Origin of the sequence: Paraplanobispora siamensis, from assembly GCF_016863175.1 — a bacterium.
GTDB classification, from domain to species: Bacteria; Actinomycetota; Actinomycetes; order Streptosporangiales; family Streptosporangiaceae; genus Planobispora; species Planobispora siamensis.
Genome location: NZ_BOOJ01000048.1, coordinates 14,479 through 32,120 on the forward strand (window position 1 = coordinate 14,479; position 17,642 = coordinate 32,120).

General features: G+C 72.7%; 15 protein-coding genes. 6 read left to right on the plus strand and 9 right to left on the minus strand.

All coding sequences use genetic code 11. The features are described 5' to 3' along the window. Positions 1 to 20 precede the first annotated feature (20 nt). The 3 genes from Psi01_RS27770 to Psi01_RS27780 are packed head-to-tail and all read right to left on the minus strand — an operon-like array spanning position 21 to position 3,165. Positions 21 to 1,889 carry an FtsX-like permease family protein gene (locus Psi01_RS27770; RefSeq protein WP_239128069.1) on the minus strand — a complete coding sequence of 623 codons (1,869 nt, stop codon included), beginning with the start codon at positions 1,887 to 1,889 and terminating at the stop codon, positions 21 to 23. A gap of 5 nt (positions 1,890 to 1,894) precedes the next feature. Next, complete coding sequence (locus Psi01_RS27775) at positions 1,895 to 2,641, minus strand: ABC transporter ATP-binding protein (RefSeq protein WP_239128070.1); 747 nt, start codon at positions 2,639 to 2,641, stop codon at positions 1,895 to 1,897. Further along, a complete protein-coding gene (locus tag Psi01_RS27780; RefSeq protein ID WP_204067073.1) occupies positions 2,638 to 3,165 on the minus strand; it encodes a PadR family transcriptional regulator in 528 nt (175 codons plus the stop codon). The genes Psi01_RS27775 and Psi01_RS27780 overlap by 4 nt, the downstream gene beginning before the upstream one ends. A gap of 136 nt (positions 3,166 to 3,301) precedes the next feature. Here Psi01_RS27780 and Psi01_RS27785 point away from each other — a divergent pair, with 136 nt between their 5' ends. Further along, positions 3,302 to 3,787 (plus strand): hypothetical protein, encoded by a 486-nt coding sequence (locus Psi01_RS27785; RefSeq protein ID WP_239128071.1) that lies wholly within the window; start codon positions 3,302 to 3,304, stop codon positions 3,785 to 3,787. Between the two features lie 49 nt (positions 3,788 to 3,836). Here Psi01_RS27785 and Psi01_RS27790 read toward each other — a convergent pair whose 3' ends face one another. Beyond that, positions 3,837 to 4,928 carry a phosphotransferase gene (locus Psi01_RS27790; protein ID WP_204067074.1) on the minus strand — a complete coding sequence of 364 codons (1,092 nt, stop codon included), beginning with the start codon at positions 4,926 to 4,928 and terminating at the stop codon, positions 3,837 to 3,839. Between the two features lie 177 nt (positions 4,929 to 5,105). On the opposite strand from Psi01_RS27790, the gene Psi01_RS27795 reads away from it, so the two are divergent. After that, positions 5,106 to 7,637, plus strand: coding sequence for a LuxR C-terminal-related transcriptional regulator (locus tag Psi01_RS27795; protein WP_204067075.1), 2,532 nt, complete (start codon positions 5,106 to 5,108; stop codon positions 7,635 to 7,637). Between the two features lie 175 nt (positions 7,638 to 7,812). Here Psi01_RS27795 and Psi01_RS27800 read toward each other — a convergent pair whose 3' ends face one another. Beyond that, the gene (locus Psi01_RS27800; protein ID WP_203876906.1) at positions 7,813 to 7,995 is read right to left on the minus strand and encodes a hypothetical protein; all 183 of its coding nucleotides are present in this window, start codon (positions 7,993 to 7,995) and stop codon (positions 7,813 to 7,815) included. Positions 7,996 to 8,447: 452 nt separating this feature from the next. After that, complete coding sequence (locus Psi01_RS27805; RefSeq protein WP_204067076.1) at positions 8,448 to 9,080, minus strand: TIGR03085 family metal-binding protein; 633 nt, start codon at positions 9,078 to 9,080, stop codon at positions 8,448 to 8,450. Positions 9,081 to 9,260: 180 nt separating this feature from the next. Here Psi01_RS27805 and Psi01_RS27810 point away from each other — a divergent pair, with 180 nt between their 5' ends. From Psi01_RS27810 to Psi01_RS27825, 4 genes are all read left to right on the plus strand, one after another. Next, entirely contained in the window at positions 9,261 to 11,045 is a 1,785-nt protein-coding gene (locus tag Psi01_RS27810; protein WP_204067119.1) for an ABC transporter ATP-binding protein, read from the plus strand. 100 nt (positions 11,046 to 11,145) lie between these two features. Then, positions 11,146 to 12,921 (plus strand): ABC transporter ATP-binding protein, encoded by a 1,776-nt coding sequence (locus Psi01_RS27815; RefSeq protein WP_204067077.1) that lies wholly within the window; start codon positions 11,146 to 11,148, stop codon positions 12,919 to 12,921. Positions 12,922 to 12,974: 53 nt separating this feature from the next. After that, entirely contained in the window at positions 12,975 to 13,904 is a 930-nt protein-coding gene (gene ppk2, locus Psi01_RS27820) for a polyphosphate kinase 2 (RefSeq protein ID WP_239128072.1), read from the plus strand. A gap of 112 nt (positions 13,905 to 14,016) precedes the next feature. After that, positions 14,017 to 14,556: an HAD domain-containing protein gene (locus Psi01_RS27825; protein ID WP_239128073.1), complete on the plus strand. Its 540-nt coding sequence runs from the start codon at positions 14,017 to 14,019 to the stop codon at positions 14,554 to 14,556. A gap of 7 nt (positions 14,557 to 14,563) precedes the next feature. On the opposite strand, the gene Psi01_RS27830 is transcribed toward Psi01_RS27825, so the two are convergent. The 3 genes from Psi01_RS27830 to Psi01_RS27840 form a co-directional block, all read right to left on the minus strand. Then, entirely contained in the window at positions 14,564 to 15,373 is an 810-nt protein-coding gene (locus Psi01_RS27830; RefSeq protein ID WP_204067078.1) for an ABC transporter permease, read from the minus strand. Continuing rightward, positions 15,370 to 16,299: an ABC transporter permease gene (locus Psi01_RS27835; RefSeq protein WP_239128074.1), complete on the minus strand. Its 930-nt coding sequence runs from the start codon at positions 16,297 to 16,299 to the stop codon at positions 15,370 to 15,372. Before Psi01_RS27835 ends, Psi01_RS27830 begins: the two co-directional genes overlap by 4 nt. Positions 16,300 to 16,402: 103 nt before the next feature. After that, positions 16,403 to 17,626, minus strand: a complete 1,224-nt coding sequence (locus Psi01_RS27840) for an ABC transporter substrate-binding protein (protein ID WP_204067079.1) — start codon at positions 17,624 to 17,626, stop codon at positions 16,403 to 16,405. Positions 17,627 to 17,642 lie beyond the last annotated feature (16 nt).

The following is a 17,642-nucleotide window of genomic DNA, read 5'->3' on the forward strand; positions in this document are numbered from 1 at the left end:
GACCCGCCGCCCCCGTCGGATCATGAGAGCCCGGCCTGCAGGGACTCGGCCGCGGGGCGGCGGGCGCCGAGGCGGGCGGGGACGGCGGTGAGCGCCGCCACCACGAGTACGGTCGCCGGCACCACTGCGAGCAGTTGCCAGGGCGGGGGGAGCGGGGCTCTGCCGCCGTCGCCGCCGGTGGTGGCGTTGACGGCGGCGAACAGCGCGTAGCCTCCCGGGAAGACGCCCAGGACGGCGCCGGCGAGCGCGGGGAGCACCTGAGCGGCCGCCAGCGCCGTACTCACCTCACGGGGGGTCGCGCCGAGGGCGCGGGCCAGCGCCGACGAATGCCGGTTGTCGAGCACCGTCGCCCAGGTGATGACGACGGCGTTGACCGCCGCCAGGGAGAGCAGGACGACCGTCACGACGAGGAGCACCCGCCTCAGCAGCTCCACCTGGGCGTCGCCGTATCCGCCGGCGAGCGGCTGGGCGGCGAGGAAGGCGTTGAGGACCAGCAGGACGTAGACCCCGCTGACCGTGATCGCGATACTGGCCACGGCCAGCACGGCCCGGCGCGGCCGGCGGGCGGCGACCCGCAGGGCGAGCAGCAGCGGGACGGGAAGCCGCGCCGAGATCGCGATCAGCCAGCCGACGCGGCGGGGCGGGCGTGCCGAGTCGGTCAGCGCGCCGACGGTGCTGGAGCGGGCGGCGCGCAGGGCCGGGACGGCGGTCGCGACCACCGCGACTCCGAGTGCCGCGGCGATCACCAGGCCGGCCGTGGACATGGTGATCGACGGCGTGCCCGCGCTGCCGACGAGGCCGGCGCCGGAGTCGGTGAGCAACGGAGCGGTCAGCGATCCGGCCGTCAGCCCGGCCGCGGCCGCGACGACGGCCACGAGGACGTACTCCGCCAGCAGCACGGCGGCGACCAGGCCCGGTGTGCCGCCGACCGCCTTGAGGAGCCCGACGCGTCTGGTCTGGTCGGCCATCCGGCCGCCGACCAGCACCGAAAGACTGGCCACGGCGAGCAGGCCGAGCAGCCAGGCTCCGATCAGCAGCAGGATCTGGGAGTCCCCGGCCAGCTCGGTGGCGTCGTCGAGGATGTCCTGCCAGGGCTGCATGGGTATTGCGCCGCGGTTCGCCTCGACGAACGCCCGGGCTCCGTCGGGGTCGGCCAGCTTCAGGTTCATCACGTGGGCCAGGGAGTCCGGATCCGGTGCGAGGCTCCGCACGTCCGCCCGGGTGAGCCAGACCAGGCCGGGATTGCGCAACACCCCCGCGGGCGGTCCGGTGTCGGCCTCGTCGCCGGGAACGGCGCCGTTCATGCAGGGGACGATGCAGGACGCCTTCGGATAGGGCGGCATGGCGGCGGTGACCGCGACGCCGACGACTTCGAACGACCGGCCGTCCAGGGTGACCGGATCGCCGACGCGCGCCTCGATCGCGTCGGCGAAGGCCGCCTCGAGCACCACGCCGCCGTCGCCGACCCAGCTGCCCTGGAGCAGTTCGGGCTGGTCGACCGGCGCGGGCGCGGCGTCGCGCCCCACGGCCTGCACATCCGAGGTCCGGCCGGAGGCCTGGAGTCTCGCCGCGGTGACCGGGTACGGCCCGCCGTGGTCGACGACGCCGGGAGCACCGGCCAGTTCCGCGAGCTCCGCGAGACCCGCGGGCTCCGCGGGGCCGGATACCCCGGGAGGCCCGGCGGTCCGGCCGACGCTGGCGACCACGTCGGGTCCGCCGGTCGCCGCCCGGGTGCTGTGGTACGGGTCGCCGGCCGCGTCGCGCAGGACGAGGCCGAGCGTCAGCGTCGTGGCGGCCGCCATGATGGCCAGCAGCAGAAGCGCGGTTTCGGTGCGCCGCCGCCGGAGGTCCCGTACGGCGAGGCGGCCCACGAGCAGAAGACGGCCCACCGCTCTCAGTCCTCCAGCCCGATGAGGGCGCCGAGCTGCCCGGTGGTGCCACCGGTCAACCAGGTCTCGTCCACGAACGCGCCGTCGCGCATCGAGATCATCCGGTCCGCGGTGGCCGCGATCCGCGCGTCGTGGGTGACGATGACCAGCGTCTGCCCGGACCCGTGCAGGCCCTCGAAGAGCTGCAGGACGTCCAGGGTGGCGGCGCTGTCCAGATTTCCGGTCGGCTCGTCGGCGAGGACGACCGACGGCTCGTTGCTCAGCGCCCGGGCGACCGCGACCCGCTGCCGCTGGCCGCCGGACAGCGCGGAGGGCAGGAAACGCGCCCTGCCGGCGAGCCCCACCCGCTCCAGCAGTTCCTCCGCACGCCGTCTGGCGGCCCGTGGCGAGCGTCCGGCCAGCAGGGCGGGCAGCTCGACGTTCTCGACGGCGGTGAGCTCCTCCATCAGGTGGAAGGACTGGAAGACGAAGCCGATGCCGGTGCGGCGCATCCGGGCCAGGTCCTTCTCGCCGATGTCGTCGATGCGGCGGCCGTTCAGCCACACCTGCCCGCCCGAGGGCCGCTCCAGGCCTCCGAGCAGGTGCAGCAGCGTGGACTTCCCGCAGCCGCTGGGGCCCATTATCGCCACCGTCTCTCCCGCGCCGATGTCGAGATCGACCTCGTCGACGGCGCGGACCAGTCCCTCCCCCTCGCCGTGCTCCTTGCGCAGCCCGCGGGCGCGGAGCACCGGCGTGTCGGCGGCGTTGCTCACGATCCACTCCTTCGGTGGGTCCAGTTCTTCTCGCATGCCTCGAGCCAGCGCAGGTCCGCCTGGAGCCGGAGCACGATGCCCTCGAGCAGCAGCGCCGCCTCCGAGTGGCCCGGCTCGGCCATGGCGGCGCGCTGGGCGTCACGCAGGCGGCGCAGCAGCTCGCGGCGCTGGGTGTCGACGATGGTGAGCGGGTCGGCCAGCCCGGCCGACGCGGCCGCGATCAGCTTGAGATGGAACTCCGCGAGGTCGGGTTTCGGCCAGCTCACCTCGGCGATCCACTCGGCGACCCGCTGCTGGCCGTCGGGGGTGAGCGCGTACACCTTGCGGTCCGACCGGTCGGCGCCGTCGGCGGACCTCTCGACCGCTATCAGACCGGCCTTCTCCAGCCGGGTCAGCGTGACGTAGACGTGCCCGGCGTTCATCGCCTCGCCGAGGGGGCCGAGCGCGTCGCGCAGCCGCGCGCGCAGCTGGTAGCCGTGCGAGGGCTCCTTGGCCAGCATCGCCAGGACCACTTCCTGCTGCATCGGGCCTCCTCTAACCGTTAGCCATTACGTCTAACGGTTATCCTCATCGCCGTCAAGCCCGCGGTGCCGGTTGCCCTGTTCGACACCTCTTACGGCTAACCGCTACCTATCGGCTAACCGTTGGAGGAGGGGCGTCATGGGCCGGGCCGTGCTCGTCGTGCGCCTGGTGCCGGCCGACGTATGCCGGCACCGGATCCAGGCCGTGATGCTCCTGCTCGCGGTCACCACGGTCACCGCCACGATGACCCTGGGCCTGTCCCTGGGCGGCGTGAGCGACGCGCTGTACGAGCAGACCCGCGCGGCCACCGCCGGGCCGGACGTGGTGGCGCTCTCCGGCGACACGGGCCCCGCCGTGACCTCGGCCCTGGCCTCGCCGGCGGACGATCCCGAAGTGATCGCCCACCACGGCCCCTACCGCATCGTCTACGCCGACCTCACCGTGCGCGATTCCACGTCGTCCCCGGTGGTGCACGGTTTCGCCGAGACGCCCGGCGCGGTCAACCGGCCGCTGATGACCTCGGGCCGGTGGGTGCGCTCCGGCGGCGCAGTCCTCGAACGCGGCTTCGCCACCGCGCTCGGCGTCGGCGTCGGCGACCGCGTCACCATCGCCGGCCGTTCATAACTGGCCGCCGGCCGGCCGCTCGTCGTCTCCGTGCGGCTCGATCGGGGGGTCAGACGTCCAGGGAGCGGCCGATGTCGACGATGAAGCGGGCCAGGCCCGCGCGCTTGCGGAACAGCTCGTGCAGCTCGGGGGTGGGCTGGCGGTCCAGGTCGTGGACTGGCAGGGCGGTCCACGCGCTGCGCAGCACGAGCGTGGCGGCGTAGCCGAAGGAGACCGTCCCGGGGTCCGCGTCCACCTCCGCGGCGTAGGCGGGCTCGATGGCCGCGTGGATCTCGGGCAGGTCCGAGGGCTCGACGACGCCGTCGTGGGCCAGGCCCACCAGGAGCTGGCCGAGGTCGAAGCCGAGGGCCGTCGGCGAGCCCCAGCCCCAGTCGACCGCCACGAACTCGGCCGACCCGTCCGCCGGGACCAGGAGATTCTGCGGGCTGGCGTCCCCGTGGGCGAGCGCGTGCGGCAGCCGTTCGACCGCGGCGAGCAGGGGGTCGATCCGGTCGGCGAGGGCCAGCAGGTCGGCCCGGAGGAGGTCGTCGGCGTGGGCGGCGACCAGCGGGTGCCGCCACGCCGCCGGGTCGCGCAGGCTCGACATGAAGTGCCGGACCACGCCCGTGCAGAAGACGTGCAACCCGATGTCCAGCGGAGGCCCCTGCTCCCGGGGCGGCGGCACCGGCCGCATGGCCGCCAGGGCGCCCAGCAGCCGGGCCGCGCGCCGGTAGCGGTCGAGGTCCCAGCCGGTGGAGACGGTCTGGACGTCCTCCATCCACATCACCAGCCGGTCGTCGCCCAGGTCGTCGATCCGGTACAGGCGGGGCAGCCGGAGCCCGTCGGGCAGCGGGGGAGGGGTCAGGTACACATCCGCGTCCACCCTCCAGGGGAAGGTGCTGACGATGTCCGCCGCCAGGGACTCCGGCATCGTCGCGAGCATCGGCCAGTGCCTGGCCGAGTGGACCGACTTGACGAAGAACGACCAGGGCCTGCCGTCGGTGGTCGTGCCCCGGACCCGGTGGAGTCCCGCGGTGGACAGCGAGCTCGAGGCGTGGACGACGGGTTCGACGTGCCGGCGCGCGATCTCGGCCATCGGGTCGTCCAGGCTCTCCCGGACGAGCTCCGTCAGGCCGGCGGTGGTCGTCAGGTCCGTCGTCATCGAGGCCGTCACAGTCATAGGGGCCGTCACAGTCATAGGGGCCGTCACAGTCATAGGGGCCGTCACAGTCATAGGGGCCGTCACAGTCGTAGAGGCCGTCACAGAAGTCATGGAGCCACCGTCTCCGCGTGACGGGCCTCCTCGCATGAGCACGGCCTACTCAAATATCCTCGCACTGTGTGGAGGCCCTGGCCGTTCGCCGGCCGCGCGACCCAGCTGGCGGAGGTCCGCTCCGCCCACGCGGGCGTGGTCGTGGCGGGTGAGGCGGGGATCGGCAAGAGCCGCCTGGTGGCCCAGGCCGTACGGGATCTGGAAGGGGTGGCGTGGGTGCGGGCGACCGCGTCCGCGGCGGAGATCCCGTTCGGGGCCTTCGCGCACCTGCTCCCGCCCGCGCCGCCCGAGGGGAACCCGCTGGGCTGGGCCGCCGCCGCGCTCGGCGCGTCCGTGCTGGTCGTCGACGACGCGCACCTGCTCGATGAGGCCTCGGCGGCGCTCGTCCACCATCTGGTGGCCCGGGAGCGGGCCCGGGTGATCGTCACCGTCCGCGGCGACGCGCCCGCGCCCGACGCGGTGCGGGCGCTGTGGAAGGACGGGCTGCTGCCGCGGCTGGACCTGGTGTCCCTTTCACCGGAGGACATCGCGCGCATCCTCGCGGAGGCCCTCGGCGGACGGGTCGAGCCGGAGAGCGTGGAGCGGCTCCGCAGGGTCAGCCAGGGCAACGCCCTCTACCTGCGGGAGCTGGTGCTGTCCGGGGTGCTGGAGGAGTCCGGCGGCCTGTGGCGCTGGGGCGGCTCCGCGGCGATGACCCCGTCGCTGCGGGAGACGGTCGCGGCCCGGATCGGTGAGCTGGCGGCGGACGAGCGGCGGGTGCTGGAACTGCTGGCCTACGGCGAGCCGCTCGGCGCCGACCTGCTGGCCGCGCTGGTCTGCGCCCCGGCGGTCGAGCGGCTGGAGGACCGCAGGCTCGTCACCGTCACGCGGGACGGCCGCAGGCTCCAGGTGCGCCTCGCCCACCCCCTCTACGGAGAGGTGATCCGTTCCGGGTGCGGGCTGCTGCGCGAGCGCGCCACGCTGCGCGAGCTGGCCGACGCGGTCTCGGCGGCGGGGATGGGGCGGCGCGAGGACGTGCTCCGGGTCGCCGTGTGGCGGCTGGACGGCGGCGTGGCCGGAGACTCCGCGCTGCTCATGGCCGCGTGCGATCGCGCCAGGGCCATGCGGGACCTCGCGCTGGCCGTACGGCTGGGGCGGGCCGCGGTGGCGGCGGGCGGCGGGTCCTGGGCGCACGTCCTGCTGGCCAGGGCGCTCTACTACGCCGACCGGTGCGAGGAGGCGGAGGCGGAGTTCCTGGCCGCGCGGTGGCCCGGGATGGACGATCGCGAACGCACCGAGTGCGGCGTGGGCCGGGCCTTCAACCTGTTCTGGGGCCTGGGCCGGAAGGCCGAGGCGTTCGCGGTGTTCGACGAGACGTACCGCCTGGTCGGCGAGGTGGAGACGCGCCAGGGCATCCTCATCACGAGGGCGGCTCTGGAGCACTTCACGGGTGACTCCGGGGCGGCCGGGGCCACGCTGGAGAAGGCGGAGCGGCTGGGACCGTTCAGCGCCCGCAATCTGCTGGCGGCCAGGTCGGCGCAGGCGGGCCTGCTCGCGATGGAGGGGCGCGCGCGGGAGTGCCGGGCGATGGTGGAGGAGGTGCTCACCGGGACGGCCGACGTGCCGGAGAGATATCCCAGCATGATGGTCTCGCTGATGGAGGTCGGCATGCTGGCGGCCCTGACGCTCGGTGACCTGGCGGAGGCCGAGCGGTGCGCCGAGGCCGGTTACCGGATGCAGGGCGACTACGGGCAGTGGAGCGCCGCGATCGTGCGGTTCGGCGCACTCAAGGCCCACGTGCTCATGCTGCGCGGCCGGGTCGCCGAGGCGGCCGCGCGCTGCCGGGAGGCCGCCCTGCGGCTGCCGCCGCGCCCGAGCGGCCTGGCCGGCCTGTGCCTGGGAGAGCTGGCCCGCGCGCAGGCGCTGCTCGGGGACGTGGCGGCGGCGGAGGAGACGCTGGCGGCGGCTGAGACCACGGGGCTGCCGATCGGCCCGCACGCCGCCCTCCCCGTGGAGTCGGCCCGGGTGTGGACGACGGCCGTGCGGGGCGACGTCGCCGGGGCGGTCGGGGCCGCGCTGGCGGCGGCGGAGACCGCGCCCCCGCCCTACGCGCTGTTCCTCCTGCACGACGCTGTACGGCTCGGCCGCGCGGACCTGGTGGCCGGGCGCCTGGCCGGCCTGGGGATCGAGGGGCCGCTGGCCTCGCTGTTCGCCCGGCACGCCGCCGCCCGCGACCCCGAGCGGCTCGACGAGGTCTCCCGGGACTTCGAGGGGCTCGGCATGGTGCTGTACGCGGCCGAGGCGGCTGCCCAGGCGGCCGCGCTGTATCGGAAGGCGGGACTGCGGCGGGGCGAGCGGGCCGCGCAGACCCGGGCCGCGGTCCTGGCCGGCGCGTGCCAGGGGGCGCGCACGGTGGCGCTCACGGAGCTGGCGGCGCCCCGGCTGACTCCCCGGCAGCGGGAGATCGCGACCCTGGCCGCCCAGGGGCTGAGCAACCGGGAGATCGCCGAGCGGCTGGTGGTGTCCGTCCGCACGGTCGCCAACACCCTCTACTCGGTCTACGAGAAGGCGGGGGTCGGTGATCGCACTCAGCTGGCCCGGATTCTGGGGATCACCTGATCGACTCCGGGCGGGGACTCTCCGGCGAGGGCATGAGGGGCCGGCGCGGACGTCCGCGGTGACGTCTGCGGGGATGCCGGAGGGAACATCGGGGGTGGGGTGCCGTGCTCCCGCGCGGGCCGGACGGGAGCACCGGGGACAACAGGTCAGGGGCGGGGCAACCCCCCGCCGACGGTCAGCTCAGTACTTGTGTGACGAATACAGCCAGTTGGTCGGCGCCACGGACGATCCCGTCGAAGACGCCGTTGACCGCGCTCGCCGCCTCGGCGGGCTTGGTGAAAAGGTAGAAGACCACGAACGCCACCGCTAGGTAGGTGAGGACCTTCTTGACCTGCATGGGGGCCTCCTGCAGTTCCATTCCCAGCCGTATATACCCGGATTTTAAAGACCTTTGGCATTCTGGACCCGAGTGGCTCCCGGATATGGTGATCATACCGGGCAGGTCCGGGGGGACCATCGACCCTTCGGGGGATTGCTTGGACCGCTCCTGCCATGGTGCGGGGCGAGGCCGCCCATGTCCAATGCGGCGTACTTCCCTGATGGGGACAGGCAGGGACAGAGAGCACGATGGCGGAAAGGCGTCCACCGGCCGGCGGCCACGTCGTGCCGCAGATCACAGTGCCGCAGATCACACCGTGTGCGGATCGCCCCGCGTGACGGATCACACCGTGTGCGGATCGTCCCGCGTGACGGATCGCCCCGCATGACGGATCACGCGGGGCGATGGATCACGCGGTGGGACGGATCACGTGACAGATCATGTGGCGGATCACGTGACGGGGCACCCCGTGCGGCGCCCGGGGGCGGGGCTCACACGCCGAGGGAGGCGTCCATCAGCCGGGCCACGGCGGCCTCGTCGCCGCTGAGGTCCACCCTGGCGTGCGCCTGACGGCCGAAGCAGAACAGCAGCAGCTCGCTCGCCGGGCCGGTCACCTCGACCTTGGGGCCGTCCTTGGTCCCGCCCAGGGCGACCCCGCCGCCGATGCGGTGCAGCACGACGGCCACCGGGGCCTTGCGCAGGAACAGCCCGCGTCCCGCCCGCACCCGGCTCCAGAAGGTCTCCTCCAGGTCGGCGGGCAGCTCGCGGGGCTCCCAGACCCGCTGCGCGCGCCGTACGTCCTCGTGGTGGATGAAGAACTCCATGGTGTTGACGGCCTGGTCGAGACCGGGGACCAGGCCGTAGACCCCGCCGGGGCCGGAGCGCACCAGCTCCACCAGCCCGTCGAAGCCGTGCTTGGTCTTCAGCGACTCCTGCACCCGGGCGGTGTAGCCGGCCAGCGGGGCCAGGGCGATGCCTCCGGCGGCGTCGGGCCGGCGCTCGCGCAGGACGAGGTGGGCGGCCAGGTCGAAGGTGGTCCAGCCCTCGCACAGGGTGGGGGAGTCCGGGCCGATCCGGGCGAACAGGTCGCTGAGCGCGGCGCGTTCGGCGCGGGCGTGTGTCATCCCCCGATCCTAACAATGCCGTTGCGCGAGCAACCAGGGCGGGAGGAGACTCATTGATCATCTGGGCCGATCATCTCGCATCGGGAATAAGCGTTCGATCCGGCGTGATACTCACTTATGTAGCAATGCCCCCGATGAAAGGACACATCCCGAGTGGCGAGCAAGGTGACGTCCGCCGTCATGCGCAAGGGGCTCCGCGTACTCGGGGTGGCCATCCGGGCCGAGAAGGCCGTGTTCAGCGCGGCCGTGCTGTCCAGCGCCGTGTACGGCGCGATGACGGTCGCGTCCGCCTGGGCGCTGGGCTGGGCCACCGAGAACGTCGTGCTGCCCGCCTTCGACGCCGGGGAGACCGCAGCCGGGGCGATGACCACGGGTCTGCTCCTCATCCTCGGCACCGCGCTGCTCAAGGCGCTCGGGGTCGCCGGGCGGCGCTACTTCGCCGGAGTCATGCAGTACCGCATGCAGGCCCGTTCCCGCCGGGACGTCACCCGGCAGTACCTGAGGCTCCCGCTGGCCTGGCACCACCGCCACCCGACCGGCCAGCTGCTGTCCAACGCCAACGCCGACGCCGAGGCCGCCTGGGCCCCGCTGGCCCCGCTGCCGATGGCGGTCGGCGTGATCGTCATGCTGTTCACCGCGGCGGTCGCGATGGTGATCACCGACCCCGTGCTCGCCGTCGTCGGCTTCCTGATCTTCCCGGCGATCGCCCTGATGAACCTGGTCTACCAGCGCAGGCTCAGCCCCCTGGCGACCCGCGCCCAGCAGCTGCGCGCCGAGGTCAGCGAGATCGCGCACGAGAGCTTCGACGGCGCCCTGGTCGTCAAGACCCTCGGCCGCGAGGACGAGGAGACCGGCAGGTTCCGGGCCAAGGCCGAGGAACTGCGTGACGCCAACATCGCGGTGGGACGCGTGCGCGGCCTGTTCGACCCGGTGCTGGAGGCCCTGCCCACCCTCGGGGTGCTGGCCGTCCTGCTGGTCGGCGCGGCGCGGCTGGAGAGCGGCGCGATCACCGCCGGCGTCCTGGTCCAGGTCGCCTACCTGTTCACCCTGCTCGCCTTCCCGATCCGCGCCCTGGGCTGGGTGCTGGCCGAGCTTCCCCGTGCCGTCGTCGGCTACGAGCGGATCCACGCCGTGCTCTCGGCCACCGGCTCCATGGACTACGGCGCCGCCGCGCTGGCCGCCGAGGGCCCGGCCCGGCTGCGGGTGCGCGACCTGAGCTACGCCTACGGCGACTTCACGGTCCTGCACGGGGTCGACTTCGAGGTCGAGCCCGGCCGTACCGTCGCGCTCGTCGGCCCCACCGGCTCCGGCAAGTCCACCCTGGTCCAGACCTTCGTCCGCCTGGTCGACCCGGTGCGGGGGGCCGTCCTCGTCGACGGCACGGACCTGCGCGAGGTCGCGCGCGGCGGGGTCAGCGACGTGGTGTCGCTGGTGCCCCAGCAGACGTTCCTGTTCGACGACACGGTGCGCGGCAACGTCACCCTCGGCCTGCCGATCCCCGACCAGGACGTCTGGCAGGCGCTGCGGCTGGCCCAGGCCGACGGCTTCGTCAGCGCCCTGCCCTCGGGCCTGGACACCATGGTCGGCGAGCGAGGCACCAGCCTGTCGGGCGGCCAGCGCCAGCGCCTGGCCCTGGCCCGCGCGCTGGTGCGCCGCCCCCGGCTGCTCGTCCTGGACGACGCCACCTCCAGCGTGGACCCGCAGGTCGAGGCGAGGATCCTGTACGGCCTGCGGGACGCGGCCGCGATGTCGTCGGCCTCGACCGTGGTGGTCGTCGCCTACCGGATGGCCACCATCGCCCTGGCCGACGAGGTCGTCTACCTCGAACACGGCCGGGTCGCCGACCGGGGCACCCACGACGAGCTGCTCGCCCGCTGCGAGGGCTACCGCAACCTGGTGACCGCCTACGAGCGCGAGGAGGCCGAGCGCGAGGCGCTCGAGTCGGACGAGGAGGTCAGCGCGTGAGCGGGCGGACGGGGCCTGTGGAGCCGACGGAGCTCGCGGGACGGACGGGATTCGCAGGACGGCGGGGCGGTTCGGGGATGACGGCGACGGAGGAGAGCAAGTGAGTGCGCTTCAGGGGGTGCAGCGGTCGGCTGTGGCGACCGTGCGAAGGGGCCTGTCCCTCACCCCGGAGTTCCGCAAAGGGCTGGCCGGGACGTTCGCGCTGGCCATGCTCGCCACCGTCGGCAAGGTGATCGTGCCGATCGCCGTCCAGCAGACCGTCGACCGCGGGCTCAAGGACGCGGTGCCCGACGTGCCGTTCATCCGCGACATGGTCCTGGTGTGCGCCGCGGCCGTGGTGTTCACCGCGCTGTGCGGCTATCTGATGAACGTCCGCCTCTACAAGGCGACCGAGTCCTCGCTGGCGACGCTTCGGGTGCGCGGTTTCCGGCACGTGCACGACCTGTCGGTGCTCACCCAGAACTCCGAGCGGCGCGGCGCCCTGGTCTCCCGGGTCACCGGCGACGTCGACCAGATCAGCGCCTTCATGCAGTGGGGCGGACTGATGATCATCGTCGCGCTGGGCCAGCTGCTGGTCGCCAGCGTGGTGATGTTCTTCCTGTCCTGGCAGCTGGCGCTGCTGGTGTGGGCCTGCTTCCTGCCGCTCATGATCGCGCTGCCCCGTTTCCAGCGGTGGCTGTCGGCCGCCTACACGCGGGTCCGCGAGCGCACCGGCGACATGCTCGCCGCCGTCAGCGAGTCGGTCGTCGGCGCGGCGGTGATCCGGGCCTACGGCTCGGAGTCCCGTACCGCCGAGCGGCTGGACACCGCGATCGACGCCAACAAGGCCGCCCAGGCGCGCACCCAGCGGATCGTCGCCACGGTCTTCCCGCTGACCGAGATCGTCGCCGCGATCGCCCTGGCCGCCATCGTGCTGCTCGGCGTCCGACTCGGCGTCGGCGGCGGCATCACCAAGGGCGACTTGATCGCCTTCCTGTTCCTGATCACCCTGTTCGTCTCGCCGATGCAGATCGCCACCGAGGTGCTCAACGAGGCGCAGAACGCGATCGCGGGCTGGCGGCGCATCCTCGGCGTGCTCGACACCCCGCCGGACGTCGCCGACCCCGGCCCGCAGGGCGTGGAGCTGCCGCGCGGCCCGATCTCGGTCTCCTTCGAGGACGTCGGCTTCGCCTACCCCGGCGGCCCGCCGGTGCTCAGCGAGGTCACCGTGGACATCCCGCCGCGCTCGCGGATCGCGGTGGTGGGCGAGACGGGCTCGGGCAAGACGACCTTCGCCAAGCTGCTGACCCGGCTGATGGACCCCGTCTCCGGGCAGGTCACGGTGGACGGCGAGGACCTGCGCCGGGTGCGCTTCTCCTCGCTGCGCGAGCGGATCGTCATGGTGCCGCAGGACGGCTTCCTGTTCGACGGCACGCTGGCCGACAACGTGCGCTTCGGCAAGCCGGACGCCACCGACGCCGAGATCGCGCTGGCCATGACCGAGCTGGGCCTGGCCGACTGGGTGGAGGGCCTGCCCGCGGGCCTGGACACCCCGGTCGGCCAGCGCGGCGAGTCGCTGTCGGCCGGCGAGCGCCAGCTCGTCGCGCTGGCCCGCGCCTACCTGGCCGATCCCGACCTGCTCCTGCTGGACGAGGCCACCTCCGCGGTGGACCCGGCCACGGAGGTACGGCTGGCGCGGGCCCTGGAGGGCGTCACGCGCGGCCGCACGGCGGTCTCCATCGCCCACCGGCTGTCCACCGCCGAGGCGGCCGACGAGGTGCTCGTCTTCGAACACGGCCGGATCGTCCAGCGCGGCCCCCACGCCGAACTCGTCGCCGAACCGGGCGTCTACGCCGACCTGCACGCCTCCTGGATCAGCGCGGCCCACTCCTCCTGACCACTCACGGCCCCGGAGGGTTAGCGGGGGCGCGTAGGTGGCAGGGACCAGGCATGGACGCGAACCTGTTGCCTCCGGGCGTGCAGTCGGCTGTGGCCGAGACCGACCTGATGGAGGACATGGAGAACCTCCTGGTCGACGACGACGACGATGACGACCCGATTCTGCGGCGGCTAGACGGCAGTCCCGTCGACACCTGGCGGGAGCACTATCCCTACAGCGAGCGCATGTCCCGCGACGAGTACGACAAGGTCAAACGGCTGCTCCAGATCGAGCTGCTCAAGCTCCAGTACTGGATCAAGGACACCGGCGGGCGGCTGGTGATCCTGTTCGAGGGACGCGACGCGGCGGGCAAGGGCGGCACGATCAAGCGGTTCATGGAGCACCTCAACCCGCGCGGGGCGAGCGTGGTCGCCCTGGAGAAGCCCAGCGAGCGCGAGAGCACCCAGTGGTACTTCCAGCGTTACGTCGCCCACATGCCCTCCGCCGGGGAGATGGTCTTCTTCGACCGCTCCTGGTACAACCGCGCCGGGGTGGAGCGGGTGATGGGCTTCGCCACCGAGGAGCAGTACCTGGAGTTCATGAAGCAGGCGCCCGAGCTGGAGCGGATGCTGGTGCGCGACGGGATGCACCTGGTGAAGTTCTGGTTCTCGGTGTCGCGCAGGGAGCAGCGCACCCGGTTCATCATCCGCCAGGTCGACCCGGTCCGGCAGTGGAAGCTGTCGCCGATGGACCTGCAGTCGCTCGACAAGTGGGATGAGTACACCGAGGCCAAGGAGGACATGTTCCTGCACACCGACACCGACGAGGCGCCCTGGACGGTGATCAAGAGCAACGACAAGAAGCGGGCCAGGGTCGAGGCCATGCGGTACGTCCTGAGCCTGTTCGAGTACGACAACAAGGACCACGACATCGTCGGCGACGCCGACCCGAAGATCGTGGTCCAGGCCGCCGACGTGCTCGACGCCGACCGCGACCGTTAGCCGCAGTGCCCTGACCCCGGCGGTGGTCGGCGCCCACCCGCCGGGCCGCACACCTTCCGGGCGGGCCGGGCCCCCGGAGGCCGCCGGGGCCCGATCCGTTAGGGTCACGCCTGTGCACGAGACCCGGCCCCTCCTGATGCTGGACGTGGACGGGCCGCTGAACCCGTACGCGGCCAAGCCGAACCGGCGTCCCGCCGGGTACACCACGCACCGGATGCGCCCTGCCGGCTGGGACGACCCCCGCCTGCGGCCGCTGCGCGTCTGGCTCAACCCCGGTCACGGGCCCGCCCTGCTCGCCCTGCCGTACGAGCTCGTCTGGGCCACCACCTGGCGGGAGGAGGCCAACGTCTGGATCGCCCCCAGGATCGGCCTGCCCCGGCTGCCGGTCGTCGAATGGCGGGAGCCGCACACGGCCGGCGGGGGCGACGGCGTGCACTGGAAGACCCGCCAGATCGTGGAGTGGGCGCGGGGCAGGGCGTTCGCCTGGGTCGACGACGAGATCGGCGACGCCGACCGGGACTTCGTGGCCGCCCACCACCCGGGACCGGCGCTGCTGCACCGGGTCGACGCCCGCATCGGCCTGCTCGCCGAGGACTTCGCCCTCCTGGCGACCTGGCCCGGCCGGGCGGAGCCGGAGCCGAGCCCTCGATAGACGGTCCCTACCGGTTGCTCGCCTCGCCGCCGGACAGGCGCTGGGCGAAATAGATCGGGACGACCGACAGCACGATCAGGGCGGCGGCGACCACGTTCACCACCGGCGCCTGGTTGGGCCGGAACAGGTTCTCGAAGATCCACAAGGGAAGGGTCTTGACCCCGGCGCCCGCGGTGAAGGTGGTCACGATGATCTCGTCGAACGACAGCGCGAAGGCCAGCAGCCCGCCCGCCAGCAGGGCCGAGCGGATCATCGGGAAGGTGACCAGCCGGAAGGTGGTGAAGACGTCGGCGCCCAGGTCGGCCGAGGCCTCCTCCAGCGACGATCCCGTACGGCGCAGCCGGGCCAGCACGTTGTTGTAGACGGTCACCACGCAGAACGTGGCGTGCCCGACGATCACCGTGAACATCCCGAGCCCCAGCCCGAACGGCTCCAGCACCGCGCGGAAGGCGTTGTTCAGCGCGATGCCGGTGACGATGCCGGGCAGCGCGATCGGCAGGATGATCAGCAGCGAGACCGCGTCCCGGCCGAAGAAGGAGTGCCGCTGGAGGGCGAAGGCCACCATGGTGCCCAGCACCAGGGCGATCGCCGTCGCGCCCAGCGCGGCCTGGATCGAGGTCCACAGCGCCTCGCGCACGCCGGTGGAGTTCCAGGCCGCCTCCCACCAGCGCACGGTGAACCCGGAGGGCGGCCAGCCGAAGGTGCGGTCGGCGTTGAAGGAGTTGAGCAGCACGACCAGCAGCGGCAGGTAGACGACGGCCAGGCCGCCGGCCAGGGCGGCCCACAGCATCGCGCGGGCCGTACGAGAGAGGTTCACAGGTTCTCCAGGGCTCCGGTGCGGCGGACCGCGGCGAGGTAGGCCAGCATGATCAGCACGGGGACGGTGGCGACCGCGGCGGCGAACGGGAGATTGTTGGCCGCGCCGATGTTGTCGTAGACGACGTTCCCGATGAGCTGGGACCTGCCGCCGACGATCTTCACGGTGATGTAGTCGCCGAGCGACAGGGAGAAGGTGAAGATCGACCCCGCGACCACGGCCGGGAACGTCAGCGGCCACACGACCGTGCGGAAGGTCCGCCAGCCGCGCGCCCCCAGGTCCCCGGCCGCCTCCAGCAGCGAGTTCGGCAGCCGCTCCAGCCCCGCGTAGATCGGCAGGATCATGTACGGCAGCCACAGGTAGGACAGCGTGATGATCGTGGCGGTCAGGCCGTACCCCCAGCCCAGCAGGCCGTCGGCCGACAGCAGGACCCGCCAGGCGTAGGCCTTGACCAGGTAGGAGGCCCACAACGGGGTCAGCACCGCGATGACCAGCCAGCGCTGCGCGCGCGGCGAGGCGAGCTTGGCCATCGCGAACGCCATGGGGAAGGCGACCACCAGGTCGATCAGCGTCACCGCGGCCGCCACGCCCACCGAGCGCAGCGCGATCGTGCGGTAGACCTCGGCGGTGAGGAGTTCCTGGAAGTTGGCCCAGGTCAGCTCCCTGACCAGGTCGCCGGTGAAGGTGTCGGTGCGCCACAGGGCCGATATGAACATGGCGGCCAGCGCGCCCAGGTAGGCGACGCCGAGCCAGAGCATGGGCGCCGACAGCAGCAGCGACAGCCGCAGAGGGGCGTGCCGGTGCAGGAAGGCCGCCAGGCGCCGCCGGGGGCCGCCGGGCGCGGGGGCCGCGGCGCCCCGCGGGGCGGCGCCCGGCGCGGCGGGCGGCGGAGGGCCGGGCGGGGTGGTGTTCGCGGTGGTGTTCAACGACGTGCTCGCTCCTGTGCCGGTACGGCGTGCTCGTTCCCGTGCCCGGGGCGCCGGCGGGCGGCGGGGCCCGCCGACGCCCCGGGACTCCTGGCTCCGGGGCTCAGCCCTTGATCTCGGTCCAGGCGCGGGTCCACTCCGCGTAGTCCTTGCACTTCACATCGGTGCGGCCGTCCAGGCACTGGGCGATCGGGGTCGTCCAGTACCAGACCTTCGAGAAGTACTCCTCGTCGGTGGCGTGGAAGGTCTCGCAGTGCTTCGGGTCGGCGGTCATCTCGCAGGACCTGGCGTTGGAGGGCGCTTCGCCGAAGTACTCGGCGACCTGGGCGTTGGCCTTGGGGGAGATGATCCAGTCGAGCCACTTGTAGGCGCAGACGGGGTGCTTGGCGTCGGCCGCGACCATCCAGGTGTCCGACCAGCCGGTGGCGCCCTCCTTGGGCAGCGTCACCTCCACCGGGGTCTTGTCCGCCTGGGCGACGTTGGCGATGACCTGCCAGGTGGTGCCGGCCACCGAGTCGCCGCTCTTGAAGGCCTGGACCTCCTTGGTGTAGTCCGACCAGTACTCGCCGATGATCTGCCGCTGCTGCTTGAGCAGGTCAACCGCCGCCTGGAACTGCGTGTCGTCCAACGCGTAGGGGTTCTTGATGCCGAGGTCGGGCTTGGTGGCCATCAGATAGACCGCGGCGTCGGCGATGTAGATGGGGGAGTCGTAGGCGGTGATCTTCCCCTTGTACGGCGAGGCCGGGTCGAAGACCACGCTCCAGGAGTCGGGCGCGGGCTTGACGACGTCGGTGCGCCACATGAGGAGGTTGGCGCCCCGGCCGTGCGGCACGCCGTAGGCGACCCCGTTCACCGAGTTCCACGTCTTGTTCTTCAGGCCCTCGAAGACGTCGGCGTAGTTGGGGATCAGCGCCGTGTTGACCGGTGCCACGTCCCCGCCGGCGATCAGCCGGAGCGAGGCGTCGCCGGAGGCGGAGACCGCGTCGTACTCGCCGGTCTTCATCAGGTTCACCATCTCGTCGGAGGTCCCGGCGACCTTGGAGTTGACCTGGCAGCCGGTGGCCTGCTCGAACGGGGTGACCCAGTCGACCTTGGGGTCGTTGGAGCCGTCCTCGACATATCCGGCCCAGTGGACCAGGTTGACCTGGCCCTCGCCCGCGCCGAGCGACTGCAGCGCCTCGATCTTGGGCGGGGTGAAGCCGCTCTGGCCGGGCGCGGCGGAGGCGCCGGTCGGTTCGGAGGCGGAACCGCAGGCGGCGACGGCGAGGGCGAGCGCGGAGACCGCGACCGCGAGACGGGCGGTGGCCGGGCGGGGGGTGGATCGCATCAGATGACGACCTTTC